Genomic DNA, 26,383 nt, shown 5'->3' with positions numbered 1-26,383 from the left:
GTCGCACAACAAGTCCCGGCGACTATGCACTCCGCTGTGGCGCGCGTCACCCTTACGTGCATTTCGTTCACGCAAAACTGACCATGCAGACTGTTATGTATGCGACTCCCCCGTCCCCGGCGGCTCCGATGGCCCTGGCGGCCGCGCGGCCCCCGCAGCCTCGCCGGGCAGCTCTTCGCGATGCAGGTGGTGCTGGTGACGGTGGTCGTCATGGGCTGCGCCGTCTTCGCGTATCTGAGCGCGGGCCGGCAGGCCGAGGAGACCGCGCGCCGGCAGGCCACTGCGGTGGCCACCTCCGTCGCCGACTCCCCCGTGGTGGCGGCGGCCGCCCGCTCGAAGGACCCGACGACCGTGCTCCAGCCGTACGCCGAGCGGCTGCGGCATGACGCGGGCGTCGACTTCGTCGTGGTGATGGCCCCGGACGGGACGCGCTGGACGCACCCGGAGCCGTCCGCGATCGGCAGGAAGTACCTCGGGCACATCGGGCCCGCACTGCGCGGCGAGATCTTCCCCGAGACACACCGCGGGGTGCTCGGACCGTCCGTACGGGTCGTCGCGCCGGTCCACGACCCCCAGCGGCGCGGCCCGATCATCGCGCTGGTCAGCGCCGGCATCACCATCAAGACGATCAGCGATCAACTGCGTGACCAGGTGTTCGCGCTGGTCGGGGTCGCGGCGGCGGCGCTGGCGCTGGGCGGCCTGGGCACGTACGTGATCAACGCCAGGCTGCGGCGGCACACGCACGGGATGAACGCCGCCGAGCTCAGCCGGATGCACGACTACCACCAGGCGGCGCTGCACGCGGTACGCGAGGGGCTGCTGATGCTGGACGGGGAACGCAGGGTCGCCCTGATCAACGACGGCGGACGGGAGCTGCTCGGGCTCTCCGGCGACGCGGTGGGCAAGGTCGTGACCGAGCTGGGCCTGCCGGCGCCGCTGACCGAGGCGCTGCTGGCGTCGGGGCCGCGGGTCGACGAGCTGCATCTGACCGGCGAGCGGGTGCTCGTCCTCAACTCCGCGCCGGTCTCCGGCGGTGAGCACCGCGGCAGCGTCGTCACCCTCCGCGACCACACCGAACTCCAGGCGCTCTCCGGGGAGTTGGACTCGGTACGCGGCTTCGCCGAGGCGCTGCGCTCGCAGGCCCACGAGGCCGCCAACCGGCTGCACACCGTGGTCTCGCTGATCGAGCTGGGGCGGGCCGAGGAGGCGGTGGAATTCGCCACCGCCGAGCTGGAGTTGGCGCAGGCGCTGACCGACCAGGTCGTCGGCGCGGTCGCCGAGCCGGTGCTCGCGGCGCTGCTGCTCGGCAAGGCCGCGCAGGCCAACGAGCGGGGCGTGGAGCTGGCTCTCACCCCGGACAGCCGGATCGACGACGGGCTGCTCCCGCCCGCACTGCCCGCCCGCGACCTGGTGACGGTGCTGGGCAACCTCATCGACAACGCCATCGACGCCGCCGCGCCGCCCCAGGAGCACGCCGCCGCCGAACCGCCCCTGGTGCGCGTCACCGCACGGGCGGACCAGGGTGAGCTGCTGCTCAGCGTCGCGGACAACGGCCCCGGGGTCGCGACGGACGCCACCGAGGAGATCTTCCGGCGGGGCTGGACCACCAAGAGCCCCACCGGGTCGCCCGCCCGGGGCCGCGGCCTGGGCCTCGCCCTCGCCCGGCAGGCGGTGCACCGCAACGGCGGCACCATCACCCTCGACCCGCGTCCTGAAGGCGGCGCGCGGTTCACCGTACGGCTGCCGCTGCGCACACGGGTGGCGCCATGAACGGTGACAGACGCGAGCACGGAGCCTTGGGGCGCGGGCCCGGCACCCACACGAGAGGATGTGCCCGGTGAACCCCTCTCCCGGCGCGCGCCGCTCCGACATCCGGGTCCTCGTCGTCGAGGACGATCCGGTCGCCGCGGCCGCGCACGCCCTGTACGTCGGTCGGGTGCCCGGCTTCACCGTCTCCGGGACCGTGCACTCCGGCGGTGACGCCCGCCGCCACCTCGACCAGCACCCCGTCGACCTGCTGCTGCTCGACCTCTATCTGCCGGACGGCCACGGCCTCCAACTGGTGCGCACCCTGCGCGCGGCCGGCCACACCGCCGACATCATCGCCGTCACCTCCGCCCGCGACCTGGCGATGGTGCGCGAGGGCGTCTCGCTCGGCGTGGTGCAGTACGTGCTGAAGCCCTTCACCTTCTCCACCCTCCGCGACCGGCTCACCCGCTACGCCGAGTTCCGCGCCACCGCGGGCGAGGCCAGCGGGCAGGACGAGGTGGACCGGGCGATCGCCGCGCTGCGCGCACCGCGGCCCGCCGCGCTGCCGAAGGGGCTGACCGCGGCCACCCTGCGCGCGGTGACCGATGTGCTGCGGGCCGCGGAGAGCGGTCTGACCGCGGCCGAGGCGGCGGCCGACGTGGGGATCTCGCGGATCACCGCCCGCCGCTATCTCGAACACCTCGTGGAGAGCGGCCGGGCCGCCCGCGCACCGCAGTACGGCCAGGTCGGGCGGCCGGAATTGCGCTATCGCTGGTCGGGCCATTGACCCGCTGTGAGCGGTGACCTACTTTCAGCGGGCAGCCCGCCGTGGCTAGTTGGAGGTCGTGCCGTGCGCCCCACCGCCCCGCTGACTCTTCTCACCGCCGCAGTTGTGGCCGCCGGCACGCTCACCGCCTGCGGCGGGTCGGGGAGCGACCGCAACACCGTCAAGGTCGCCTTCATCAAGGACACCAACAGCAGGGTCACGGTCCGCGACGACTACATCAAGCTGGTGGCGAGGCAGTTCGAGAAGGCCAACCCCGGCAAGAAGGTCAGGCTCATCCCGATCCAGGCGTCGGAGAACGACTACTACACCAAGATCCAGCAGATGATGCGCTCCCCGAAGACCGCACCGGACGTGGTCTACGAGGACACCTTCCTCATCAACTCCGATATCGAGGCCGGGCTGCTGCGCCCCCTGGATTCGTATATCGGCAAGTGGGACGACTGGTCGCAGTTCGAGACGACCGCGAAGACCGCGGCGAAGGCACAGGACGGCCGGACCTACGGCGTCCCCGACGGCACGGACACCCGCGGACTGTGGTTCAACAAGAACATCTTCGAGAAGGCGGGACTGCCGGCCGACTGGCGGCCCAGGACCTGGGACGAGGTGCTGGAGACGGCCCGGACGATCAAGCGGAAGGTCCCCGGCGTCATCCCGCTCAACGTCTTCACCGGCAAGGGCGCCGGCGAGGCCGCCGTCATGCAGGGTTTCGAGATGCTGCTGTACGGCACCGGAGACCACCCCTTGTACGACCCGGGCGCGAAGAAGTGGGTCACCGGGAGCAAGGGCTTCCGGGACAGCCTGACGTTCATCGACACCGTCTACAAGGAGAAGCTCGGCCCTGAGGTGTCGGACGCGCTCAGCCCCAACATCCAGACCAATGTGGCCGCCGAGCTGCTGCCCGAGGAGAAGCTCGCCATCGACCTGGACGGTTCCTGGCTGGGCCAGCAGTGGCAGAAGACGGGCGGCGGAAATCCATGGCCCGAATGGTCGACGACGCTCGGCCAGGCGCCGTTCCCGACCCAGCACGGCGCCCCGCCGGGCCGGGTCAGTCTGGCCGGCGGCTGGACCTGGTCGGTGCCGCAGAAGTCCCAACAGCCCGACCTCGCCTGGAAGTTGATCGAGACGCTCCAGTCGAAGCGGAACGCCCTCGAATGGTGTGTACGGGGCGCGCAGATCGCCGTACGCAAGGATGTCGCCGCCGAGCCGCGCTATCGGACGTCGGTACCGGGCATCGGCTTCTTCACCGGGCTGGTCGAGGTCAGCCGGTACCGGCCGGCGCTGCCCGCCTACCCCAAGGTCGCCTCGGCGATCGGTGAGGCCATGGAGGCGGTCACCGCCGACGACTCCTCGCCGGACCGGGCCGCCAAGGACTACGACGAGCAGCTGAAGTCCCTCGTGGACGGCCACGTCGTCGCCAGGCCATGACCCGCGCCGCCGCCGAAACCGCGGGCCCGGCCGGCCGGACCCGCGCCGCCGCCGTACTGCGCTGGTCACCGCTCGCCCCGGCCACGGTCATCCTGCTGCTCTTCCTGGCGGGACCGATCGGCTACTGCGTCTACATCGCCTTCACCGACACCCAGTTGACCGGCCAGGAATCCGCGTCCTTCGTCGGCCTGGCCAACTTCCGTCACGCTTTCGGCGACGCGGGTTTCCGCAACGCGGTCGTGCTGACCCTGGTGTTCACCGTGCTCTCCTCGCTTCTCGGCCAGAACACCCTGGGGCTCGCACTGGCCGGTCTGATGCGGCGTGCCTCGCGGCCCGTACGCGCGCTCACCGGCGCGGTGGTGATCACCGCCTGGGTGATCCCTGAGATCGTCGCGGGCTTTCTCCTCTATTCCTTCTTCGAACGCCGCGGCACCCTCAACGCCGTCTTGGAATGGCTGCAACTGCCCGCGCAGAACTGGCTGTTCACCCTGCCCATCCTCGCCGTCTCGTTCGCCAACGTCTGGCGCGGCACCGCCTTCTCGATGCTCATCTACTCCGCGGCGCTCTCCGAGGTCCCCCAGGAGGTCACGGAGTCGGCGCAGGTCGACGGCGCGGGCGGGCTGCGGCGGCTGTGGCACATCACGCTCCCCATGATCCGCCGTTCCATCGGCACCAACCTGATGCTCAACACCCTCCAGACGCTCTCCGTCTTCGGGCTGATCTGGGCGATGACCCGCGGCGGCCCCGGCAACCGCAGCCAGACCCTCCCGGTGTTCATGTACGACCAGGCGTTCATGAAGTCCCTGATCGGCTACGGCACCGCGGTGGCGCTGCTGCTGCTCGTCGTGGGCGCGCTGTTCTCCTCGGTCTATCTGCGTCTGCTGCGCGAGGAGGTCTGATGGCGCCCCCGGCCCGGCCCGGCCGGCGCGTCCTGACCCGCTCCGCCCGCCAGCGGCTCGCCGCCGACGCCGGGCTGCTGGTCGCCGCGGTGGCGTTCGCGCTCCCGCTGACCTGGCTGGTGCTGTCATCGCTGAACCCGGAGGCGACGCTGCGGGTACGGCTGCCCGAGTCCGCCACCCTGGACAACTTCTCGGCGGTGCTGACCGACGAGATCACCTTCACGCCGATGCTCAACAGCCTGCTGATGTGCGGCGGCGCCACGCTGGTCACGGTGGTCTGCGCGGCGCTGGCCGCCTATCCGCTCTCTCGTTTCCGCGCCCGTTTCAGCCGCCCGTACCTGCTGACCGTGCTGTTCGCGACCTGTCTGCCGATCACCGCGATCATGGTCCCGGTCTACGGCCTGTTCGTGCAGGTCAACCTCATCGACACGCAGTACGGCACGGCGCTCTTCCTGGCCGCCGCCCAGCTCCCGTTCGCCATCTGGCTCATGAAGAACTTCATGGACGGCGTGCCGAGGGTCCTGGAAGAGGCGGCGTGGACGGACGGCGCCTCCTGGCCGCAGACCCTGTGGCGGGTGATCCTGCCGCTGATGGGCCCCGGCTTCACCGTGGTGACGATCTACACCTTCATCATGATGTGGGGCAATTTCTTCGTCCCCTTCATGCTGCTGCTCTCCCCGGAGCAGCTGCCCGCGTCCGTCAGCATCTTCACCTTCTTCGGCAACTACGGCGCCATCGCCTTCGGTGAACTCGCCGCTTTCTCGATTCTTTACTCGACACCGGTGATCATTCTGTACATCCTGATCTCCAGGAGACTGGGCGGCGGATTCGCCCTCGGAGGCGCGGTGAAGGGGTAGCGGGGGTGTGGTGAAGACGTAGCGGCGGCGGAACCTACGGAACCGTAGGAAGCTACGACTTCACATCTTGTTCATATGCACCATAGGTGTGAAAGCAGCTGGTCACTTACCGTGTGCCGGTGAACACGCACGCCGGGGACCAGCGCAGGCCCCCTTTCAACGCCGAGTCCGCCCGCCGGCTCCGCGAGGCCCTCGGTATGACTCCTGCCCATGTCGCCTACGGGATCGCGGCCGCGTACGGCCTGCGGATCTCGCCCGCGACGGTGGCGTCCTGGGAGCTGGGCGAGACCTCACCGACCGAAACCGAGCTGACCGCGCTGGCCGGCGCACTGTGGTGCGCTCCGGGCGAGCTGCTCGGCGCCCCCGGCACGCTGCGCGAGTACCGCCTGGCGACCGGCCTGGCGCCGGACGACCTGGCCCGGCGGATCGGCATGGATCAGTCCTCCTACGACGCGCTGGAGGCCGGCGGGGTGTGGCGCGGCAACGACCGGCAGGCCGCGGCGCTCGCCGAGGTGCTGGATCTGCCGCTGCCCGCGCTGGTCCGGTTCACCGGCCAGGAATCGCATCTGACCGAGATGCTGACCAGCGCCGCGACCACCCGCTGGCAGGGGTACGTGCGGCCGGTCCAGAAGGTCGTACCGCTGCCCAAGCAGCAGATCCAGGACGCGCTGGAGGACCTGTTCGCCGAGTACCACGACATCATGGCGGCCTCGCTCAACTGGGGTAACGGAGGCAGCTCCGTGGAGTCCGGCAGGGCGGGGCGGGCGTTCCTGGACCGCATCGTGGCGGAGTTCTGGGAGCGGGTCGGGCTGTCGGGATGACGCCTCCGCCTGTAGGCCGCTGGTCGGACGGCCGTCCGTCCACGGTATGACGTCGGGGCCCGGTGTCGGTCTTCGGACCGGCCCCACTTTCCGTCCCAGGGGCTGAGGACTGGGATGACCTGCGCATTCGAGAATTGGGACATCGCGCCGCACATCGCGCTGCGCCGTATCTTCCGTCCCTCTCAGGAGTCCCCGTGTCCCACGCGACAGCCCGTCCGGGCTTTCCCGCCCCCGCCCGAGCCACCGCCTCCGTCGCCGCCCGTGCGACGGATCTGAGCAAGGTCTACGGCCAGGGCGAGACCCGCGTGGTCGCGCTCGACTCCGTCTCCGTGGAGTTCGGCAAGGCCCGGTTCACCGCCATCATGGGCCCCTCCGGGTCCGGCAAGTCCACCCTGATGCACTGCATGGCCGGGCTGGACGGCATCTCCAGCGGCTCGGCCCGGATCGGCGAGGTGGAGCTGGCGTCGCTGAGCGAGAAGCAGCTGACGCGGCTGCGCCGGGACAAGATCGGCTTCATCTTCCAGGCGTTCAATCTGCTGCCCACGCTGACCGCGCTGGAGAACATCACCCTGCCGATGGACATCGCGGGCCGCCGGCCCGACCGGGAGTGGGTCGACACCGTCATCGAGACCGTCGGCCTGTCCGGGCGGCTCTCGCACCGGCCCGCGCAGCTCTCCGGCGGCCAGCAGCAGCGGGTCGCCGTCGCGCGGGCGCTGGCCGCCCGGCCGGAGATCATCTTCGCGGACGAGCCGACCGGCAACCTCGACTCCCGTTCCGGCGCCGAGGTACTGGGCTTTCTCCGCGAGTCGGTGCGGGCGATGGACCAGACGGTGGTGATGGTCACCCACGACCCGGTCGCGGCCGGCTACGCGGACCGGGTGGTGTTCCTCGCGGACGGCCGGATCGTCGAGGAGCTCCACGAGCCGACCGCCGACACCGTTCTGGACCGGATGCGGATGTTCGACTCCAAGGGCCGTACGAGCTGACACCGGCGCGCCCCGCGCACCCCCCGCGCGGTGGGCTCCTCCCCCGCCCCGCTGCTGCCCTCCGTATCCAGAGCAACCGGACTCCAGGACTGACACCACCACCATGCTGCGTACTGCCCTGCGCAATGTCCTTGCGCACAAAGCCCGGCTGATGATGACCGCGCTCGCGGTCCTGCTCGGCGTCGCTTTCGTCGCCGGCACCCTCATCTTCAGCGACACCGTCGGCGAGGCCGTCAAGAACGCCTCCGCCAGGAACCTCAAGGACGTGGCCGTCTCCGTCCAGGCCACCAATGCCGACCCCGACACCCCCGACGTCGTCGAGGCGGAGAAGGACGGCAAGCGGGCCACCGCCCTCGACCAGAAGCTGGCCGACCGTATCCGCGCGCTGCCGGGCGTGCAGTCCGTACGGTCCGACGTCACCGGCCAGGCGACGCTCGCCGGGAAGGACAACCAGCCGATCGGCAACGGCTGGCAGAACCGCGCCGTCAACTACCAGCCGGGCAAGGACGGCAAGGACAGCCGCTACCCGCTGGCGCAGGGCCGCGGCCCGGCGGCCGAGAACGAGATGGCGCTGGCCGAGAGCACCGCCGAGGCCGCCGGCTACTCGATCGGCGACACCGTGCGGTTCGCCACCGACGGCCCGGTGCTGAAGAAGAAGCTGGTCGGCATCGTCGCGACGGACGACCCTCAGGTGACCGCGGGCGGCAGCCTGGCGCTGTTCGACACCGCCACCGCGCAGAAGCTGTACCTGCACGCCGGCCAGTTCGACGAGCTGGTCGTGGCGGCCACGCCGGGCACCGACCAGCATGCGCTGACCGCCAAGGTCCGCGAACTGCTGCCCAAGGACCGCGCCGAGGCGACCAGCGGCAGCGAACTCGCCGCCGAGCAGGCCAAGATGATCGCCGAGCAGAACAGCGCGCTGAGCCAGACCCTGCTGACCTTCGCCGGAATCGCCCTGTTCGTCGGTGTCTTCATCATCGCCAACACCTTCACCATGCTCATCTCGCAGCGCAGCCGCGAGATCGCGCTGCTGCGCGCGGTCGGTGCCTCGCGCCGGCAGGTCGTCCGCTCGGTGCTGGCCGAGGCGGGTCTGCTGGGGCTGATCTCCTCGGTCGTCGGGTTCGCGCTGGGCACCGGTATCGCGGTGGGTCTGCGCGCGGTGCTGGACGCCAATGGCGCGGGCTTCCCCGACGGGCCGGTCGTCATCAGCCCGGCGGCGGTGCTCTCCGCGCTGGGGGTCGGCGTCGTGGTGACCGTGCTGGCCGCGTGGCTGCCGTCCCGCAAGGCGGCGAAGATCGCGCCGGTGGAGGCGCTCAGCACCGTCGAGGCGCCGCCCGCGCTGCGCAGCCTGGTGCTCCGCAACACCCTCGGTGCGGTGGTCTGCGGCCTCGGTGTGGCGGTGATGCTCTATGTCTCCACCCTCAAGTCCGGTGACGATCTGCCGACCGCGATGCTGGGCTCGGCGCTGACGCTCACCGGCGTGATCATCCTCGCCCCGCTGCTGTCCCGTCCGCTGGTCTCGCTGGCCGGTGTGGTCACCACCCGGCTGTTCGGTATCGGCGGCAAGCTGGCCAAGGAGAACGCGCTGCGCAATCCGCGCCGTACGGCCGCGACCGCGTCCGCGCTGATGATCGGCCTCACCCTGATCACCGGGATGACCGTCGTCGGACACTCCGCACAGCGGGGCATGGACAAGATGGCCGCCACCGACCTGACCGCCGACTACAAGATCGAGACCTCGACGTATGTCGGTCTGGACCCCGAGCTGTCCAAGAAGGTGGCGAAGATCCCGGGCGTCGAGGCGATGGCCCCGTTCCGCGGGACCGGCATCAGCGGCGGGGGCGGCTTCGGCTATCTCCGCGGCACCGACCTCTCGCAGATCGACAAGGTCACCCGGATCTCCTTCAAGCAGGGCTCGTTGGACGCGGTCCGGGCCGGCGGTATCGCGATCTCGCAGTCCTGGGCCAAGCAGCGCGGCTGGCAGGCCGGCGACACCGTGAACGCCGAGTTCAACGACGCGAAGAAGGCGAAGGTGAAGGTCGCCGCGGTCTACGCGGACAACGAGACGCTCGGCGACGCCTTCGCCGACATGTCCCTGGTCGGCCCGCACGCCCCGCGCGCCAAGAACGACGAGCTGCTGGTGAAGGCCGCCGGCGGTGGCTCCGAGGCGCTGGTCAAGGAGATCCGGCACGCCCTCGGCGACAGCCCGCTGCTGAAGATCCAGAACCATGACGATCTGCGCAAGGAGCACGCCGGGCAGATCGACACCGTGCTGAACCTGGTCTACGGACTGCTGGGCATGGCCGTGATCATCGCGGTGGTCGGTGTCGTCAACACCCTGGCCATGTCGGTGTTCGAGCGCACCCGCGAGATAGGCATGCTGCGGGCCATCGGTCTGGCCCGCAGCGGCATCAAGCAGATGGTCCGGCTGGAGTCCGTGGTCATCTCGCTGTTCGGCGCGGTGCTCGGGATCGGCGTGGGCATCTTCCTGGCCTGGGCCGGCGGCAGCCTGGTCGGCTCCTCGTTCCCGACCTACGAGATGGTGCTGCCCTGGGGCAGGCTCGGGCTGTTCCTGCTGATCGCGCTGGTCGTGGGGGTGCTGGCGGCGCTGTGGCCGGCCCGCCGGGCCGCCCGGCTCAACATGCTGGAGTCCATCGGGGCGCAGTGACCCGTCACAGCGAAACGGCGGCGCGCCTTCCCTCGGCCGAGGGGAGGCGCGCCGCCGTCGCAGTTCTTCGGAAAGAGCCTCGGAAAGAGGCTCAGGAAACGGAGGCTCAGAAAACCGACTCGGCCTCGTCCATCCGGTCGGCCGGCACCGTCTTGAGCTCGGTGACGGCCTCGGCCAGCGGCACCATCGTGATGTCCGTGCCGCGCAGCGCGGTCATCCTGCCGTAGTCGCCGCGGTGTGCGGCCTCGACGGCGTGCCAGCCGAAGCGGGTGGCGAGCACCCGGTCGTAGGCGGTGGGGGTGCCGCCGCGCTGGACATGGCCGAGGATCACCGGGCGGGCCTCCTTGCCGAGGCGCTGCTCCAGTTCGCTGGCGAGGGCGTTGCCGATGCCGGAGAACCGCTCGTGGCCGTACGGGTCGATGGCGCCCTTCTTGTAGTCCATGGTGCCGGGGGCCGGGTGCGCACCCTCGGCGACGCAGACCACAGCGAACTTCTTGCCCCGGGCGAAGCGCTCCTCGACCATCTTGACCAGGTCGTTGACGTCGAATTCGCGCTCCGGCAGGCAGATGCCGTGGGCGCCGCCGGCCATCCCGGACTCCAGCGCGATCCAGCCCGCGTGCCGTCCCATGACCTCGACGACCATCACCCGCTGGTGCGATTCCGCGGTGGTCTTGAGGCGGTCGATGGCCTCCGTCGCGACGCCGACGGCAGTGTCGAAGCCGAAGGTGCGGTCGGTGGAGGAAATGTCGTTGTCGATCGTCTTCGGGACGCCGACGACCGGCATCCCGGCGTCCGACAGCATCCGGGCCGCGGTGAGCGTGCCCTCGCCGCCGATCGGGATCAGCACGTCGATGCCGTAGTCCTTGGAGAGGTCCTTGGCGTTCTCGCAGGCCTCGCGGAGCCGGTCGCGCTCCAGGCGGGACGAGCCGAGGATGGTGCCGCCGCGGGCGAGGATGCCGCTGACCGCTTCGAGGTCGAGCTTGCGGAAGCGGCCTTCGAGCAGGCCCTTGAAGCCGTCCTCGAAGCCGATCACCTCGTCGTCGTGGCCGGTGAGTGCGCGGTGGACCACAGACCGGATCACAGCGTTGAGGCCGGGGCAGTCGCCGCCTGCGGTGAGGACTCCGATACGCATCGTGCTGTGTCTCCTGTGCTCGCGGTCGGTTCGTGAGAGCCGGTCCGATTGTTTCACGGGCCGGAGGGCGCTGCCCTCACCCGCCGGGCCCCCCGGCTGTTCCCGCCCCGGCCGCTCAGGGGAAACTGGGAGAGCGACTTAGCCACCCGCGCGGGTATTGTCAAGAGTTCAAGGCCACCATAACCGGTATTTTTTTCCTGGTGAGCGGGGCCCTGCTCAGCAGAGCCCCGCCGGCAGTGTCTTGCCGGGTCTTGCCGGGCCTGGCCGAGCAACGCAACGAACAGCGATGAAACGGATCGGAGAGCACGCGTGACGCGCAGCGTGTACGTGACCGGGATCGACCGCGGCGACGGCCGCCAGGTCATCGAGCTGGGAGTCATGGAGCTCCTGACCCGCCATGTCGACCGGGTGGGTGTCTTCCGCCCGCTGATGCACGGCGACGGGCCCGACCGGCTCTTCGACCTGCTGCGGTCCCGCTACCGGCTCACCCAGTCCGCCGACACCGTGTACGGCCTCAGTTACGACGAAGCGGCCACCCTCCAGGCCGAGCGCGGCACCGACGAGCTGGTCACCCGGCTCGTCGAACGTTTCCACGCGGTCGCCAGGGACTACGAGTACGTCCTGGTCCTCGGCTCGGACTACTCCGACACCAACCTGCCGGCCGAGCTGGCCCTCAACGCCCGGCTCGCCAACGAGTTCGGCGCCTCGGTGCTGGCCGTCGTCGGCGGCCAGGGCCAGGAGGCGGAGTCCGTACGCGCCGAGGTCCGCAACGCCTACCGCGCCTACCACTCGCTGGGCTGCGACGTCGTCGCCATGGTCGCGAACCGGGTGGCCCCCGAGCTGCGCGAGGCCCTCGCCGACCGGCTCTCCGCCCGCCTCCCCGTGCCCTGCTACGCGCTCCCCGAGGACGGCTCGCTCTCCGCGCCGACCGTCAACCAGATCGTGCACACGCTGGGCGCCGAGGTGCTGCTCGGCGACGACTCCGGCCTCGCCCGGGACGCGCGGAACTTCGTCTTCGGCGGCGCCATGCTGCCGACCTTCCTCAAGGCGCTGACCCCCGGCTGCCTCGTGGTGACGCCCGGAGACCGCGCCGACCTGGTCATCGGCTCGCTCGCCGCACACAGCGCCGGCGCCCCGCCGATCGCCGGTGTGCTGCTCACCCTCGACGAACGGCCAGGACCCGACATCATGGCGCTGGCCGCCCGGCTCGCCCCCGGCACCCCGGTGATCTCCGTACCCGGCGGCTCGTTCCCCACCGCCGCCGAGCTGTTCGCCATCGAGGGCAAGCTCAACGCCGCCTCGCCGCGCAAGGCGGAGACCGCCCTCGGGCTCTTCGAGCGGCATGTGGACACCGTCGAGCTGACGAACCGCATCTCCGTCGCCCGCTCCGGCCGCGTCACGCCGATGATGTTCGAGCACGAGCTGATCGAGCGCTCCCGCTCCGGCCGCCGCCGCGTCGTCCTCCCCGAGGGCACCGAGGAACGCGTACTGCGCGCCGCCGATGTGCTGCTGCGCCGCGACGTCTGTGATCTGACGCTGCTCGGCGAGGAGGAGTCGATCCGCAAGCGCGCCGCGGACCTGGCCATCGACCTCACCGGCGCCCAGATCATCGACCCGCAGACCTCCGAGCTGCGCGAGCGGTTCGCCGAGCTGTACGCCAAGCTCCGCGCCCACAAGGGCGTCTCGTACGAGCTGGCCTTCGACGTCGTCGCGGATGTCTCGTACTTCGGCACCCTGATGGTCCAGGAGGGCCTGGCCGACGGCATGGTCTCCGGCGCGGTGCACTCCACCGCGGCCACCATCCGCCCCGCCTTCGAGATCATCAAGACCAAGCCGAACGCGCAGATCGTGTCCTCGGTCTTCTTCATGTGCCTGGCCGACCGCGTCCTGGTCTACGGCGACTGCGCGGTCAACCCGGACCCGAACGCCGAGCAGCTCGCGGACATCGCCATCCAGTCGGCCACCACCGCCGCCCAGTTCGGCGTCGAGCCGCGGATCGCGATGCTGTCGTACTCCACCGGCACCTCCGGCTCCGGCGCGGACGTCGACAAGGTCCGCAAGGCCACCGAACTGGTCCGCCAACTCCGTCCGGACCTGCTGGTCGAGGGCCCGATCCAGTACGACGCGGCGGTGGACTCGGCGGTCGCGCGCACCAAGCTCCCGGACTCCGAGGTGGCCGGCCGGGCCACCGTGCTGATCTTCCCGGACCTCAACACCGGCAACAACACCTACAAGGCCGTCCAGCGCTCCGCCGGCGCGGTCGCGGTCGGCCCGGTCCTCCAGGGTCTGCGCAAGCCGGTCAACGACCTTTCGCGCGGCGCCCTCGTCCAGGACATCGTCAACACCGTGGCGATCACCGCCATCCAGGCGCAGGGCGCCCGGCCCGGCGCCGCGCACACCGCCTGAGCCCCCGGAAACACCCCTCCCCATCGGAAAGCTTTATGACTGCCACCGCCTCCCGCGTCCTCGTCCTCAACTCCGGCTCCTCGTCGGTGAAGTACCAGCTGCTCGACATGCACAACACTGAGTCGAAAAGCGGCTCCGCCGCGGGCAGGCTCGCCGTCGGCCTCGTCGAGCGGATCGGTGAGGAGACCTCCCGCCTGGCGCACACGCCGCTGGGCACCGGCGGCGCCAAGCGCGAGACCGAGGGCCCGATAGCCGACCACACGGCCGCGCTGAAGGCCGTCGCCGCCGAGCTGGCCGCCGACGGCCTCGGCCTCGACTCCCCGGAGCTCGCCGCCATCGGCCACCGCGTGGTGCACGGCGGCCTGAAGTTCAGCGCGCCGACCGTCATCGACGACGAGGTGCTGGCGGAGATCGAGCGGCTGGTGCCGGTCGCCCCGCTGCACAACCCGGCGAACATCACCGGCATCAGGACGGCTCGGGCGCTGCGCCCCGACCTGCCGCAGGTCGCGGTCTTCGACACCGCGTTCCACACCACGATGCCGGAGTACGCGGCCCGCTACGCCATCGACGTGGAGACCGCCGACGCGCACCGCATCCGCCGCTACGGCTTCCACGGCACCTCGCACGCCTATGTGTCGCGCAAGACCGCCGAGCTGCTGGGCAAGGCCCCCGAGGACGTCAATGTGATCGTGCTGCACCTGGGCAACGGCGCCTCCGCCTCGGCGGTGGCCGGCGGCCGCTGTGTGGACACCTCGATGGGCCTCACCCCGCTGGAGGGCCTGGTCATGGGCACCCGCTCCGGCGACATCGACCCGGCGGTGACCTTCCACCTCAAGCGGGTGGCGGGCATGGACGAGGACGAGGTCGACGTCCTGCTCAACAAGAAGAGCGGGCTGATCGGGCTGTGCGGCGACAACGACATGCGGGAGATCGGCCGCCGGATCGACGAGGGCGACGCGCAGGCGAAGCTGGCCTTCGACATCTACATCCACCGGCTGAAGAAGTACATCGGCGCCTACAGCGCGGTGCTCGGCCGGGTCGACGCGGTGGCGTTCACCGCCGGCGTCGGCGAGAACGCCGCCCCGGTGCGGGCGGCCGCGATCGCCGGCCTGGAGGAGATGGGCATGGCGGTGGACGCCTCGCTCAACGCGGTACGGGGTGACGAGCCGCGGCTGATCTCGCCCGAGTACGCCCGCGTCGCGGTCGCCGTGGTCCCCACCGATGAGGAACTGGAGATCGCTCAGCAGACATACGCCCTGGTCAGCGCCTAGTCGCTGGGGCTTCCACCAGGTGGAATATTCCGCTCCTAAACAAACCGATAGGATTGAGCCATGCGCCGTTCCAAAATCGTCTGCACCCTGGGCCCCGCCGTCGACTCCTACGACCAGCTGAAGACGCTGATCGAGGCCGGTATGAACGTGGCCCGTTTCAACATGAGCCACGGGACCCACTCGGAGCACGAGGAGCGGTACCACCGCCTCCGCAAGGCCCAGGAGGAGACCGGCCGCGCCATCGGCGTGCTGGCCGACCTCCAGGGCCCCAAGATCCGCCTGGAGACCTTCGCCGAGGGCCCCGTCGAGCTGGTGCGCGGTGACGAGTTCGTCATCACCACCGAGGACGTCCCCGGCGACAAGTCCATCTGCGGCACCACCTACAAGGGCCTGCCCGGCGACGTCTCCAAGGGCGACCCGGTCCTGATCAACGACGGCAACGTCGCGCTCCAGGTCATCGAGGTCGACGGCCCGCGGGTGCGCACCATCGTCATCGAGGGCGGGGTCATCTCCGACCACAAGGGCATCAACCTGCCCGGCGCCGCGGTGAACGTCCCGGCGCTGTCCGAGAAGGACATCGACGACCTCAAGTTCGCGCTGCGCATGGGCTGCGACATGGTCGCGCTGTCCTTCGTGCGGGACGCCAAGGACGTCAACGACGTACACCGCGTCATGGACGAGGTGGGCCGCCGGGTCCCGGTCATCGCCAAGGTCGAGAAGCCGCAGGCGGTCGCCAACATGCAGGAGGTCGTGATGGCCTTCGACGCGGTCATGGTGGCCCGTGGCGACCTGGCGGTGGAGTACCCGCTGGAGAAGGTCCCGATGGTGCAGAAGCGCCTGGTGGAGATGTGCCGCCGGAACGCCAAGCCGGTGATCGTCGCGACCCAGATGATGGAGTCGATGATCACCAACTCCCGGCCGACCCGCGCCGAGGCGTCCGACGTCGCCAACGCCATCCTCGACGGCGCGGACGCGGTCATGCTCTCCGCCGAGTCCTCGGTCGGCGCCTACCCGATCGAGACCGTCAAGACGATGTCGAAGATCGTCGAGGCGGCCGAGGAGGAGCTGCTGTCCAAGGGCCTGCAGCCGCTGGTGCCCGGCAAGAAGCCGCGTACGCAGGGCGGTGCGGTGGCCCGCGCGGCCTGTGAGATGGCGGACTTCCTGGACGGCAAGGCGCTGGTCGCCTTCACCAAGTCCGGTGACACCGCCCGCCGGCTGTCGCGCTACCGCGCCGCACAGCCGATCCTGGCCTTCACCACCGAGACCTCGACCCGTAACCAGCTGGCGCTGAGCTGGGGCGTGGACGCCTTCGTCGTCCCGCACGTCGACAACACCGACGCGATGGTCGACCTGGTGGACGCCGAGCTGCTGAAGCTCCAGCGCTACAGCGCGGGCGACACCATGCTCATCACGGCCGGCTCGCCCCCCGGCGTCCCCGGCACCACCAACATGGTGCGGGTGCACCACCTGGGCGGCCAGAGCGCCTGACCCGGGACGCAGAAAACGGCGGTGGGGCGCCCCCCCCGGGGGGGGGGGCCCCCCCCCCCCCCCCCGGCGCCCCGGCAAACAGTGGGCGGGGGGGGGGCCGGGCGGCCCCGAGGGGCCCCCCCCCGGGGGCGCCCTGCGCCCCTGCCCGGGGCCCCCCCCCGGGGGGGGGGCCCCCCCCCCCCGGGGGGGGCGCCCCACCGCCGTTTCCGCGGCTCCCGGAAAGACTGTGGCCGGTGGCGCTCCGGTCAGTCCTCGATGCTCACCCGCATGCCCGGGACATGGAGGTTGCCGCCGAACTGGCCCGCCTGGTCGATCTTCACCTTGGTGAAGTAGGCGAACGAGACATTGATGGGCGGCGGGTGCTCCGGGTCGAAGACGATCGGGATCAGCCCGAACAGATTGCCCTGCAGCCGCTCGGTGTACATGGTCACCTTGCCGCCGCGCATGGTGGACGTGGAGCCCGGGTCGGAGCGCACGTGGTAGTGCTTGCCCGATGCCCGGTCGTCGACGGTCTGGTGCAGATCGGCGATGTCCACGGTGTCGGCGGTGAACTTGAGCGCCTGCTTGGTGCGGCCGCTCTGGGTCGTGACGTTGACCACGCCCTCGAAGTCCAGACCGCGCAGGGTGAGACCGCTGGACTCCAGGTGCCAGGGGTCGTCGGGCAGGGTGACGGGCGTCTGCTCGTTCTTGCCCTCCTGCTTGTTCTCCACGACGCACGGATACGACTTCTTGCCGTCCGAGTCCTTGCCGTCCAGACCCCCGCCGGGCAGGGAGCTGTCCGCCGCGCCGACGGCGCCGTGGACGGTGTCGTTGGCCGCCTTCGACGGGTCCTCGACACCCCTGGTGACGCCGTCCGTGACGCCCTTGACCGTATCCGTGACCTTGTCGGACCCGGAGTCCCCGGAGTCCGTGGACGTGGAGTCCTTGGACGGGGACGGCGAGGGGCTCGGCGAAGCGGTCGTGGTGGACTCCGACGGCGACGGGCTCGGCGAAGCTTCCGCTTCCTTGGAGTCGTCGCCGCCCAGGAGGCCGCCGATCGCGTCACCGATGCCGCCCAGCAGCCCCCCGCCGTCGTCCTTCTCCTCGGAGGCCGACGGCGACGGCGAAGGCGTCGCGGAGCCGGACGGCTCGTCGGTCTTCGGGGCGGACGGTTCGGGGGCCTTGGTCGGTTCGCTGCTCGCCGACGGGGAGGGCTTGGGCGAGGTGGTGGCGGACGGCCCGGCGTCGTCCTTCGCGCCGTCCTTCGCCGTGGAGTCCTCGCCGTCCTTGTCCGTCTTGTCCGGAGCGGTCACACACGGACCGTCCTTGAAGGGGCTGGTGGGCGGCTGCGGCTTGGCCATCGCCATCTGGGGCGTCAGCCCCATGCCCATGAGCACGGCGGACGGCATGGCGGCGATGGCGATCGCCTTTCCCGCGGGCACGTGGAGCCGTGTCAGCAACGGCTTCTTCGGCGCCGCGTGCCGCGGCCCGGATCTCGCCCCGGCGGCTGCGTTCTGGTGCAGCTCGTCACCCGGCACGGTGCCTCCTGTTCGTCCCGTTGGTCGGGCTCGTTCCTGACAGGTCGTCCAGTCCGAAGCCCGAACCGGCATCGGTGGCCGGTGTGGGATGGGTGGCCAAAACCGGCCCGGCGGCCACATCGCGGGCCGACTCACCGGCGTCGCCGTCGCTCTGCGGACTGCCCGGCGCCCAGGCAACCGCCAGCGCACCACCGATCAGCCCCATCAGGAAGCCGACCACGAAGCCGCCGAAGTTCGAGACGACCAGGGAGACCAGGGAGAGCAGAATCGCCGCCACGCCCGCGAAGACGCGAGAGGCGGGCTGGAACCACATGGTGAGACCGAGCACGACCAGCAGCACGCCGATGATCAGCGAGCCCGCACCGGCCGTTGTCGCCATGCTGAGGGTCATACCCCCGAGCGTGAGGTGCGCATAGGGGAAGTACATGATCGGGACCCCGCCGAGCAGAGTCAGCAGACCGCCCCAGAACGGGCGACGGCCACGCCACTCCCGGAACGAAAGCCGCTTGTGGCCGATGGACTCGATCAGCCGTGGTCGCGTTTCGGCGCTCATGTCGTACAGCTCCTCGGGACTGGCTAATTCGGTGGTTCTGAGCTGGAGTGGCCTACGACGCACCACCGGCGTACGGGCACGGGGAACGGCTCAAGAAGCCGCGCAGCCCCCCGCGCCCGCACGCTCAGTGCGTCAGTAGCACTCGTTCTTGCCCTTGGTGACCTTCATGCTGAGGCCGCTGAGCTTGAACGTGCCGGCCGTGGTCGCCCAGGCCGTCTGCTTGACGCCGGTCAGCACAGCGCTGTCGGCTTCCTGGGCGAACGAACCGGGGTCCGTCTTGTCGCCCTTCTTGATGCCGGGGCCCTTCGTGGTCGAACCCGCGGCAACACCGATGTTGATGTTGCTGAAGGTCGCGTCCGCGTTGAGCTGGTCGAGGTCGATGTAGAGGTTCTTCGCCTCGACCGGCTTGTCGGCACCCGCCTTGAGCACCATCGACACGTCGCCGAAGACCGGGACGGGTACGACGACGGACTGGCACAGGTTCTTGATCTTGGCGCTGGAGAACGCCGAGACCGCGACCGGGATGGCCTTGCCGTCCTTCTGGGCGTCAACGGCTCCGTACTGAACGAAGCCGGTGCCGTCCAGTCGGTCGGTGGCCACCTTGAACTGCTGGCCGGACACGCTGAACGAGGCCGCGAGCGCACCCTGCGAGAGGGCCACGCCGATCGCGGCAGTCGCCGCGACGCTCGGCACCATGACGACGGCGAACCGCTTCCATCTGGTCCCGCCACGAGCCAGGGACTCCATGACTTTCCTCCTTCTCGGACGTACATCTCCGGCGTCGGCCGTCTGAATTGAGCGGCCGCACCTGGGATGGGAGAAGTGCTACGTCCTCGGGAAGGAGAGCGCCCGTCCTCGGAGGCGCAGTGCGTTCCGAATACCGGCGATCACCCCCGAGCGACAACCACTGGCCACGCTCTCGCGCAACCTCCTGGACAGGCCCTGCCGGATGGGGCAGAGACCCCCCTGTCCAAGGCCGGCGCCACTGCCGCCGACCACTCGGTGGGGACCCAATTACCCCGCGGCACCGGCCGGATGCCGGGCTGCGGGAATGGACCGAGCGAGGCCGATCGTGGTGCATTCACGGCCTGGACACAAGAGGCTCGTTACTTGCGGGTAACGGGCCGATAACCGCGCTGCGACCGGCTGATATCACCTGGGCACGGACGGTCGTCGTTAACAACGAAGAGACATCGAGCAACTATGGACATTCCGCCGCGAACACCCCCAGCAGACTTACTCCAAGTAACAGCGGCCGCGTTTACCAAGTTTTGGTAAAACGCGGCCGCTGCTCGTTTGCTACAGGGGCTTGCGGGACCGTCTCGATGAGCGGCCGGCGGTCAGAACAGCACGCGGGCCAGGGCGGCGCGTGCCGCGGTCACCCGCGGGTCCTCCGCACCGATCACCTCGAAGAGCTCCAGCAGTCGCACCCGCGCGGCGTCCCGGTCGTCACCGAACGTCCGCTTCACCGTGTCGACCAGTCGCCCGAAGGCGTCCTCCACATGCCCGCCGACCAGATCGAGATCGGCGGCACGGATCTGCGCCGGCACATCGGCCGGGTTGTCCGCGGCCTCCTTGCGCACGGCCTGCGCATCCAGACCCTGCACCCGCTGGAGCAGTTCGGCCTGTGCGAGACCGAGCTTGGCCTCCGGGTTGCCCGGGTCGTCGGAGAGCACGTTCCGGTACGCCTGGATCGCGCCGCCCAGGTCGCCGGAGTCCAGCGCCGAATTCGCGGCCTCCAGCAGCGCGTCGTACGGGCCGACCGGCACCGGCGCCTCGGCCGCCGCCTGCTGCTCGCCCGCGGCCTGCGCATCGACCGGCGCGCCCACGATGCCGAACTGCTGCTCGGCGGCCTGCACCAGCTGGTCGAGCACCTGGCGGATCTGCGCCTCCGGGGCCGCGCCCTGGAACAGCGGGATCGGCTGGCCCGCGACGACCGCGAACACCGCCGGGATGCCCTGCACCCCGAACTGCTGGAAGAGCATCTGGTTGGCGTCGACATCGACCTTGGCCAGCACGAACCTGCCGGCGTACTCCGCGGCGAGGCGCTCCAGCAGCGGACCCAGCTGCTTGCACGGTTCGCACCACTCGGCCCAGAAGTCGATGACGACCGGAACCTCGGTGGAGCGCTGCAGGACGTCCTGCTGGAACCCCGCCTCGTCGACGTCGTACACCAGACGCGCGCCGCCGGCGGGCGCCGCGCCGTTACGGGCGGCCTCGGCTCGTGCCTGCTCCGCCTTCTGCTTCGCTTCCCCGGCCGCCTTCACCGCGGCGAGGTCGACGACTCCACTCATGGACATGTTGCGTGGCTGCATGGGTCCATCCTCCCCCCTGGGCGCTCTGTTCCGAAAAGCGATGCGGAATTTCCGGTCCGACGGGGGTGCACACACCCGTCGGACCCGCCCGCTGGGGCACCGCCCCCGCCCGCACGCCCCGCCGGAATGCCGGCGTACGACGGGTTCGGTGCCCGCTCGGTCCCGAGGAGGACCCTTGACCGGCCCGAGGAGGACCGGTCGGTGTGGGCCTGGGTCCCCACCCAGGCCCGGTGGCTATCGCTCTTACGCTACGACCCGTAGCGTAACTGCCTGCGCCCCCCTCCCGGCAACCACTTACGGGCCAGTACGCCGTGATCTGTCTCACGAGCCTCGGTTACGGCCCACTTACCGGCCGGTATGGTCGCCCGCATGCACCACTCCGCCAGCCCCCGGAAAGGCCGTACGGGCCGCCCGCGCAGCACCGAGGCCGACCGCGCGATCCTCGACGCGACGCGGGCCGCGCTCGTCGATCTCGGCTGGGGAAAGCTCACCATGAGCGACGTCGCGGCTCGGGCCGGCGTCGCCAAGACGACGCTCTACCGCCGCTGGGCCAACAAGAACGAGCTCGTCGTGGACGCGGTGGCGGTCCTCTTCGACGAGCTCGAACTTCCCGACCGGGGCTGCCTGCAGTCCGACATCGAGGGTGTGGTGCTCCAGTTCGGGGCGCTGCTGGCGCGGCCCGAGACCAAGACGGCGCTGATGGCGGTGGTCGCCGAGTCCACCGCCGACGAAGCGCTGCGCGAGCGGATCCGCTCGGCGATCGTGGACCGACAGAAACGTCTCGTCATCCTCGGCCGGGAACGCGCCCAGCAGCGCGGCGAACTCCCCCCGGACCGCCCGGGACCGGCCGGCGAGCAGGCCGCCGCGCAGGCCATCGGCCTGACCTTCGACCTCATCGCCGGCGCGATCGTGCACCGCACCCTGGTCACGGCCGAGGCGGTGGACACCGCCTGGGCCCACCAGCTCTCGACCGTACTGATCCGGGGGTTGGGCGGGCTGGGGTGAGGGGCCCCCGGCCCTCCCCCCGCGCCTAGACCTGGTACCGCTCCGCACGGAAGAGTCCCAGGTTGTCGGCCACCCACTCGGACGTCCGCGCCAGTCCCTCCTTCAGGGTCACCCGCGGCTCCCACGAAGACCATTCCCGCGCCCGGGAGTTGTCCGACAGAAGCCGCTCGACCTCACTGCCCGAGGGCCGCAGCCGCGCGGCGTCCACCACCACCTCCGCGTCCCGCCCCGAGGCCGCTATCAGCGCCTCGGCGAGCGCGCCGATGGAGATCTCGCGGCCGCTGCCGAGATTGACGACCTGCCCCAGCGCCCGGTCGCAGTCGGCCATCGCCAGGAAGCCGGCCGCGGTGTCGGTGACGAACGTGAAGTCGCGCGTCGGGGAGAGCGAGCCCAGCTTGATCTGCCGGGCGCCGGAGTGGAGTTGGGCCAGGATCGTGGGGATCACGGCGCGCGCGGACTGCCGCGGGCCGTAGGTGTTGAAGGGCCGTACGACCGTCACCGGCAGCTCGAACGCGTGCCAGTGCGACAGCGCCATCATGTCGGCGCCGATCTTCGACGCGGAGTACGGGGACTGCGGCTGGAGCGGATGGTCCTCGCCGATCGGGGCGGTCCGCGCGGTCCCGTAGACCTCGCTGGTGGAGGTGTGCACGAGACGGCGCACGGCGTGCCGGCGGCAGGCCTCCGCCACATTCTCCGTACCGACCACATTCGTCTGGACGTAGGCGCCCGGCGAGTCATAGCTGTACGGGATGCCGATCAGCGCGGCCAGATGGAAGACGGTGTCGCAGCCCGCGACGGCGTCCATCACCCGGCCGGCGTCCCGTACGTCCCCCGCGATCATCTCGACGGGGCCGCCGGGCGCCAGATAGCGGGCCAGATTGCCCTTCTCCGCATACGGCTTGTAGTGCACGAAGGCGCGCACCCGGGCGCCGTTCTCGACCAGCAGATCGACGAGGGTGGAACCGATGAACCCCTCGGCGCCGGTGACCAGGACCGTACGCCCCTTCCACCGCTGCTGCGTGGTGCTGACGTGCTGCGTGGTGCTGATGTGGGCGCTGACGCTCATGCTGACTCCTTCATGTGGGTGGTGAGGCGATGGGGGTCGGGGTGGCCGGCGAGGGCGAGCGCCTTGGCGGCCAGCAGATCGGCGGCCCGCGCATGGGTGCCGGGGTCCGCGGCGGCGCTCATCGCGGCGAGCCGCGCGGGATCGTCGAGCAGCGGCGCGACCAGCGCGTCCAGCCGCTCGGCGGTGGTCTCCGCGTCGGCCAGCAGCAGCGCCGCGCCGGCGTCGGACAGCACCCGCGCGTTGTGCGTCTGGTGGTCCCCGGGGGCGTGCGGGTACGGGACGAGGACGGCCGGCATGCCGATCGTGGCCAGCTCGGCGACGGTCGCCGAACCGGCCCGGCAGACGACCAGATCGGCGGCGGCGTAGGCCAGATCCATCCGGTCCAGGTACGGCACCGCCTCGGCGACCGCCGCCCCGCCGTTCGCCGCCAGTGCCTCCCGGGTCGCGTCCAGGGCCGCCGGGCCGGTCTTGATCAGCAGCCGCAGATCGTCCCGGGACCGGTGGCGGGCGGCCAGCCCCACCGCGGCCTCGGTGAGCCGGGCCGCGCCCAGGCTCCCGCCGTTGACCAGCAGCAGCCGCGCCCCGTCCGGCACGCCCAGCTCCCGCCTGGCGCCCGCCCGCAGGGCCGTACGGTCCAGCTGGGCCAGCGGCCCGACCAGCGGCATCCCGACGGTCTCGGCCCGCTCGCCGCCTACGAGATGTGCGCGGCTGCGGTCGAAGGCGAGCGCGAGATGCGGGGTGAGCCGGGCCGCGAACTTGTTGGCCCGGCCCGGCACCGCGTTGGACTCGTGGACCAGGCTCGGCAGCCCGGCCAGCCGCGCGCCGACGATGACCGGCGCGCTCGGATAGCCGCCCATACCGACCGCGACCTGGGCGCGCTGCTCCTTGAGGATGGCCCGGCACTGGGCGCCCGACCTGAGCAGCGCGGCCGGCAGCAGATAGCGTCGGGCGCCGAGTGACGGGTCGAAGGGGATCATGTCGACGGTGTGCAGCCGGTATCCGGCCTGCGGGATCAGCCGGGTCTCCAGGCCGCGTTCGGTCCCGACGAAGGAGATCACCGCATCGGGCTCGGCCCGGCGGAGCGCGTCCGCGAGGGCGAGCCCCGGATAGATATGGCCGCCGGTGCCGCCCGCACCGATCACGACGGAGAGTGGTGTGCGCATGGCCGCCACGCTCGCGAAGTGCCCTAAGAAGCTTCTAAGAGAGGTGTTTGGCAGCCTGTGTCCATGCCGTCCACGCCCCAGGGCCCAGCCCAGTCACCCACACCCGCGGCCGAGTCTCTCCCGCCCACCGCGGCCGAGTCTCTCCCGCCCACCGCAGCCGAGTCTCTCCCGCCCACCGCACCCAAGATTCTCGTCGTCGACGACGAGCCGGAGGTGCGCGCCGCGGTGGAGGACGGCCTCGCCGTCGAGGGTTACGCGGTGCACGGCGCCGCCGACGGTCTCGCGGCCCTCTCGGAGGTCGCCGCCTGGCAGCCGGACGCCATCGTCCTGGACGTGCTGATGCCGGTCCTGGACGGCCTGGCCGTCTGCCGCCGCCTCCGGGCGCTGGACGACCGCACCCCGATCCTCGTACTGACCGCGCTGGACTCGGTCAGCGAGCGGGTGGACGGCCTGGACGCGGGCGCCGACGACTACCTCGTCAAGCCGTTCGCGCTGGACGAGTTGGTGGCGCGGGTCCGGGCACTGCTGCGCCGCGCCTCGGTGACCGCCGCCGACGACACCTCCCTCGCCTTCGACGACCTGGTCGTCGACCCGGTGACCCGCACCGGCCACCGGGCGGGCCGGCCGCTGGAGTTCAGCCGCACCGAATGGGCGCTGCTGGAGCTGTTGCTGCTGCACCCGGGGCAGGTGATGCCGCGCGAGGTGATCCTGGAGCGGGTGTGGGGCCGCGACTTCGGCCCGGATTCCAACTCCCTGGCCGTATACGTCGGTTATCTGCGCCGCAAGCTGGAGGCCGGCGGCGAGCCCCGCCTGGTCCACACCGTGCACGGCGTCGGCTACCGCCTGGACCGGGCGGACGGGGCGTGACGGGGCGGCGCGGGCTGGGGGCCCGCTGGGTGCGCCGCCGACCGCTGCGTACCCGGCTGGCGCTGGCCGCCTCCGCGGCGGTGGCCCTGGTGGCCGTCGGCGTCTGCGCCGCCGCCTTCGTCATCATCCGCTACCAGATGACCCGCCAGCTCGAACTCAACCTGGCCCAGACCGCCACCCAGGTCACCCACCAGACCCGGGGCTGGGGCCCGACCGTCTCCGACACCTCGTGCCGCTTCCAGGCCGTGCCGTGCGTCCAGATCGTCCCGTCCAGCCCGGCCAGGGACCCGCGCCGGCCGTACGGGCTGCCGGTCGACGACGCCACCCGCGAGGTCGCCGACGGGCGTCGGGAGGCGTACTACACCAAGCTCACGGTCGCCGGACAGCCGGTCCGGATGTTCACCACCCACCTCCCGGGCAAGGACGAGGCGCTCCAGGTCGCGCTGCGCTCGGACACCGTGGAGCGGGGCGTACGGCACGCCGCCTGGGCGCTGTCCGCGGTCGGCGCCGCGGGGGTGCTGCTGGCCGCGGCCCTGGGCTACTGGGTCTCGCGCACCGGCCTGGCGCCGGTCGCCCGGCTCACCGCCACCGCCGAGCGGATCGCGGCCACCCGCGACGCCCGCCACCGCATCGAGCTGCCCCCGGGGTCCCCGTCCCGCGAGGACGAGATCACCCGCCTCGCCGCCACCTTCAACACCATGCTGGGTGAACTGGAGCAGTCGGTCACCGCCCAGCGGCGGCTGGTCGCGGACGCCTCGCACGAGCTGCGCACCCCGCTGACCGCGCTCCGCACCAACGCCGAACTCCTCGCCCGCGCCGACCGGTTGACCGACGCCCAGCGCGACCGCGCCTCCGCGGCGCTCGGCCGTCAGCTCCGCGAGGTCACCACCCTCGTCAACGATCTGATCGAACTGGCCCGGGACGAGGAGCCGCAGCCCCTGGTGGAACAGGTACGCCCGGCGGCACTGCTGGAGCACGCGGTCGGCGCGGCCCGCGAGCACTGGCCGGAAATCACCTTCACCGTCGTCGTCGACCCGGCGGCCGCCGACACCACCATCCCCGGCGTCGCACCCCGCCTCGCCCGCCTCCTGTCCAACCTGCTCGACAACGCCGCGAAGTTCTCCCCGCCCAGCACCCCCGTCGAGTCCCAACTCACCCTCTCCTCAGGCCAGTTGGACCTCACCATCCGCGACCACGGCCCCGGCATCACGGCCGACGACCTCCCCCATGTCTTCGACCGCTTCTACCGCGCGAAGGCTGCCCGCGCCCTGCCCGGCTCCGGCCTCGGCCTGGCCATGGCCCGCCAGATCGCCCGCGCCCACCACGCAGAACTCACCGCGGAGCGGGCGCCGGGGGGCGGCGCGTTGTTCCGTCTGCGGGTTCCGGCCACGGCCGGGGCGCGGTAACG

Annotated in this window: 21 protein-coding genes; 14 read left to right on the top strand and 7 right to left on the bottom strand. The window is 71.1% G+C overall.

From position 1 onward, the window contains the following. Positions 1–99: 99 nt before the first annotated feature. The 8 genes from FCH28_RS26510 to FCH28_RS26475 all read left to right on the top strand — a co-directional run bounded on the left by FCH28_RS26510 (position 100) and on the right by FCH28_RS26475 (position 10,192). Positions 100–1,770 carry a sensor histidine kinase gene (locus FCH28_RS26510; protein WP_136742676.1) on the top strand — a complete coding sequence of 557 codons (1,671 nt, stop codon included), beginning with the start codon at positions 100–102 and terminating at the stop codon, positions 1,768–1,770. 67 nt (positions 1,771–1,837) lie between these two features. Next, the gene (locus tag FCH28_RS26505; protein ID WP_246103223.1) at positions 1,838–2,536 is read left to right on the top strand and encodes a response regulator; all 699 of its coding nucleotides are present in this window, start codon (positions 1,838–1,840) and stop codon (positions 2,534–2,536) included. Between the two features lie 63 nt (positions 2,537–2,599). Next, positions 2,600–3,961, top strand: coding sequence for an extracellular solute-binding protein (locus tag FCH28_RS26500; RefSeq protein WP_136742674.1), 1,362 nt, complete (start codon positions 2,600–2,602; stop codon positions 3,959–3,961). Further along, the gene (locus FCH28_RS26495) at positions 3,958–4,860 is read left to right on the top strand and encodes a carbohydrate ABC transporter permease (protein ID WP_136742673.1); all 903 of its coding nucleotides are present in this window, start codon (positions 3,958–3,960) and stop codon (positions 4,858–4,860) included. Before FCH28_RS26500 ends, FCH28_RS26495 begins: the two co-directional genes overlap by 4 nt. Next, the gene (locus FCH28_RS26490) at positions 4,860–5,717 is read left to right on the top strand and encodes a carbohydrate ABC transporter permease (RefSeq protein ID WP_136742672.1); all 858 of its coding nucleotides are present in this window, start codon (positions 4,860–4,862) and stop codon (positions 5,715–5,717) included. The genes FCH28_RS26495 and FCH28_RS26490 overlap by 1 nt, the downstream gene beginning before the upstream one ends. A 113-nt stretch (positions 5,718–5,830) precedes the next feature. After that, positions 5,831–6,538, top strand: coding sequence for a helix-turn-helix domain-containing protein (locus FCH28_RS26485; RefSeq protein WP_136742671.1), 708 nt, complete (start codon positions 5,831–5,833; stop codon positions 6,536–6,538). 194 nt (positions 6,539–6,732) lie between these two features. After that, complete coding sequence (locus tag FCH28_RS26480; protein ID WP_136742670.1) at positions 6,733–7,524, top strand: ABC transporter ATP-binding protein; 792 nt, start codon at positions 6,733–6,735, stop codon at positions 7,522–7,524. Positions 7,525–7,627: 103 nt separating this feature from the next. Beyond that, positions 7,628–10,192, top strand: coding sequence for an ABC transporter permease (locus tag FCH28_RS26475; RefSeq protein ID WP_136742669.1), 2,565 nt, complete (start codon positions 7,628–7,630; stop codon positions 10,190–10,192). A 106-nt stretch (positions 10,193–10,298) separates the two neighbouring features. On the opposite strand, the gene FCH28_RS26470 is transcribed toward FCH28_RS26475, so the two are convergent. Continuing rightward, on the bottom strand, positions 10,299–11,324 hold the full coding sequence (locus tag FCH28_RS26470) for an ATP-dependent 6-phosphofructokinase (RefSeq protein ID WP_136742668.1): 1,026 nt from the start codon (positions 11,322–11,324) through the stop codon (positions 10,299–10,301). A gap of 309 nt (positions 11,325–11,633) precedes the next feature. Here FCH28_RS26470 and pta point away from each other — a divergent pair, with 309 nt between their 5' ends. From pta to pyk, 3 genes are read left to right on the top strand one after another with little or no spacing between them, the layout of a single operon-like run. Further along, positions 11,634–13,730 (top strand): phosphate acetyltransferase, encoded by a 2,097-nt coding sequence (gene pta / locus FCH28_RS26465; RefSeq protein WP_136742667.1) that lies wholly within the window; start codon positions 11,634–11,636, stop codon positions 13,728–13,730. Positions 13,731–13,765: 35 nt separating this feature from the next. Continuing rightward, entirely contained in the window at positions 13,766–15,001 is a 1,236-nt protein-coding gene (locus tag FCH28_RS26460) for an acetate kinase (protein WP_136742666.1), read from the top strand. A gap of 60 nt (positions 15,002–15,061) precedes the next feature. Continuing rightward, positions 15,062–16,489 carry a pyruvate kinase gene (pyk, locus tag FCH28_RS26455; protein WP_136742665.1) on the top strand — a complete coding sequence of 476 codons (1,428 nt, stop codon included), beginning with the start codon at positions 15,062–15,064 and terminating at the stop codon, positions 16,487–16,489. Positions 16,490–16,734: 245 nt separating this feature from the next. Here pyk and FCH28_RS26445 read toward each other — a convergent pair whose 3' ends face one another. The 4 genes from FCH28_RS26445 to FCH28_RS26425 all read right to left on the bottom strand — a co-directional run bounded on the left by FCH28_RS26445 (position 16,735) and on the right by FCH28_RS26425 (position 20,874). After that, positions 16,735–18,006: a hypothetical protein gene (locus tag FCH28_RS26445; protein WP_136742664.1), complete on the bottom strand. Its 1,272-nt coding sequence runs from the start codon at positions 18,004–18,006 to the stop codon at positions 16,735–16,737. Continuing rightward, entirely contained in the window at positions 17,996–18,559 is a 564-nt protein-coding gene (locus tag FCH28_RS26440; RefSeq protein ID WP_136742663.1) for a DUF6114 domain-containing protein, read from the bottom strand. The genes FCH28_RS26445 and FCH28_RS26440 overlap by 11 nt, the downstream gene beginning before the upstream one ends. A gap of 132 nt (positions 18,560–18,691) precedes the next feature. Continuing rightward, entirely contained in the window at positions 18,692–19,306 is a 615-nt protein-coding gene (locus FCH28_RS26435; RefSeq protein WP_136742662.1) for a DUF6230 family protein, read from the bottom strand. Between the two features lie 593 nt (positions 19,307–19,899). Continuing rightward, positions 19,900–20,874 carry a tetratricopeptide repeat protein gene (locus FCH28_RS26425; RefSeq protein WP_136742661.1) on the bottom strand — a complete coding sequence of 325 codons (975 nt, stop codon included), beginning with the start codon at positions 20,872–20,874 and terminating at the stop codon, positions 19,900–19,902. A 369-nt stretch (positions 20,875–21,243) separates the two neighbouring features. On the opposite strand from FCH28_RS26425, the gene FCH28_RS26420 reads away from it, so the two are divergent. Beyond that, on the top strand, positions 21,244–21,879 hold the full coding sequence (locus tag FCH28_RS26420) for a TetR/AcrR family transcriptional regulator (protein WP_136742660.1): 636 nt from the start codon (positions 21,244–21,246) through the stop codon (positions 21,877–21,879). Between the two features lie 25 nt (positions 21,880–21,904). Here FCH28_RS26420 and FCH28_RS26415 read toward each other — a convergent pair whose 3' ends face one another. Both FCH28_RS26415 and FCH28_RS26410 read right to left on the bottom strand, forming a co-directional pair. Then, positions 21,905–22,945 carry an SDR family NAD(P)-dependent oxidoreductase gene (locus FCH28_RS26415; RefSeq protein ID WP_136742659.1) on the bottom strand — a complete coding sequence of 347 codons (1,041 nt, stop codon included), beginning with the start codon at positions 22,943–22,945 and terminating at the stop codon, positions 21,905–21,907. Then, positions 22,942–24,108, bottom strand: a complete 1,167-nt coding sequence (locus FCH28_RS26410) for a UDP-N-acetylglucosamine--N-acetylmuramyl-(pentapeptide) pyrophosphoryl-undecaprenol N-acetylglucosamine transferase (RefSeq protein WP_136742658.1) — start codon at positions 24,106–24,108, stop codon at positions 22,942–22,944. The genes FCH28_RS26415 and FCH28_RS26410 overlap by 4 nt, the downstream gene beginning before the upstream one ends. A 63-nt stretch (positions 24,109–24,171) precedes the next feature. Between FCH28_RS26410 and FCH28_RS26405 the strand changes: the two genes are divergently transcribed. Together FCH28_RS26405 and FCH28_RS26400 are read left to right on the top strand one after the other, a co-directional pair. Beyond that, the gene (locus FCH28_RS26405) at positions 24,172–24,975 is read left to right on the top strand and encodes a response regulator transcription factor (protein WP_246103221.1); all 804 of its coding nucleotides are present in this window, start codon (positions 24,172–24,174) and stop codon (positions 24,973–24,975) included. Next, the gene (locus FCH28_RS26400) at positions 24,972–26,381 is read left to right on the top strand and encodes a HAMP domain-containing sensor histidine kinase (RefSeq protein WP_136742657.1); all 1,410 of its coding nucleotides are present in this window, start codon (positions 24,972–24,974) and stop codon (positions 26,379–26,381) included. Before FCH28_RS26405 ends, FCH28_RS26400 begins: the two co-directional genes overlap by 4 nt. The last annotated feature ends 2 nt before the right edge of the window (positions 26,382–26,383 follow it).

The sequence above is a fragment of the Streptomyces piniterrae genome (genome assembly GCF_005048155.1).
GTDB classification, from domain to species: domain Bacteria; phylum Actinomycetota; class Actinomycetes; order Streptomycetales; family Streptomycetaceae; genus Streptomyces; species Streptomyces piniterrae.
This window is presented reverse-complemented; position numbering and strand designations above follow the sequence as displayed.

Coding starts and splice junctions, on each gene's coding strand:
- FCH28_RS26510 (WP_136742676.1), top strand. CDS start 100: ATGCGACTCCCCCGTCCCCGGCGGCTCCGATGGCCCTGGCGGCCGCGC.
- FCH28_RS26495 (WP_136742673.1), top strand. CDS start 3,958: ATGACCCGCGCCGCCGCCGAAACCGCGGGCCCGGCCGGCCGGACCCGC.
- FCH28_RS26490 (WP_136742672.1), top strand. CDS start 4,860: ATGGCGCCCCCGGCCCGGCCCGGCCGGCGCGTCCTGACCCGCTCCGCC.
- FCH28_RS26475 (WP_136742669.1), top strand. CDS start 7,628: ATGCTGCGTACTGCCCTGCGCAATGTCCTTGCGCACAAAGCCCGGCTG.
- FCH28_RS26470 (WP_136742668.1), bottom strand. CDS start 11,324: ATGCGTATCGGAGTCCTCACCGCAGGCGGCGACTGCCCCGGCCTCAAC.
- FCH28_RS26460 (WP_136742666.1), top strand. CDS start 13,766: ATGACTGCCACCGCCTCCCGCGTCCTCGTCCTCAACTCCGGCTCCTCG.
- pyk (WP_136742665.1), top strand. CDS start 15,062: ATGCGCCGTTCCAAAATCGTCTGCACCCTGGGCCCCGCCGTCGACTCC.
- FCH28_RS26440 (WP_136742663.1), bottom strand. CDS start 18,559: ATGAGCGCCGAAACGCGACCACGGCTGATCGAGTCCATCGGCCACAAG.
- FCH28_RS26435 (WP_136742662.1), bottom strand. CDS start 19,306: ATGGAGTCCCTGGCTCGTGGCGGGACCAGATGGAAGCGGTTCGCCGTC.
- FCH28_RS26425 (WP_136742661.1), bottom strand. CDS start 20,874: ATGCAGCCACGCAACATGTCCATGAGTGGAGTCGTCGACCTCGCCGCG.
- FCH28_RS26420 (WP_136742660.1), top strand. CDS start 21,244: ATGCACCACTCCGCCAGCCCCCGGAAAGGCCGTACGGGCCGCCCGCGC.
- FCH28_RS26415 (WP_136742659.1), bottom strand. CDS start 22,945: ATGAGCGTCAGCGCCCACATCAGCACCACGCAGCACGTCAGCACCACG.
- FCH28_RS26410 (WP_136742658.1), bottom strand. CDS start 24,108: ATGCGCACACCACTCTCCGTCGTGATCGGTGCGGGCGGCACCGGCGGC.
- FCH28_RS26405 (WP_246103221.1), top strand. CDS start 24,172: ATGCCGTCCACGCCCCAGGGCCCAGCCCAGTCACCCACACCCGCGGCC.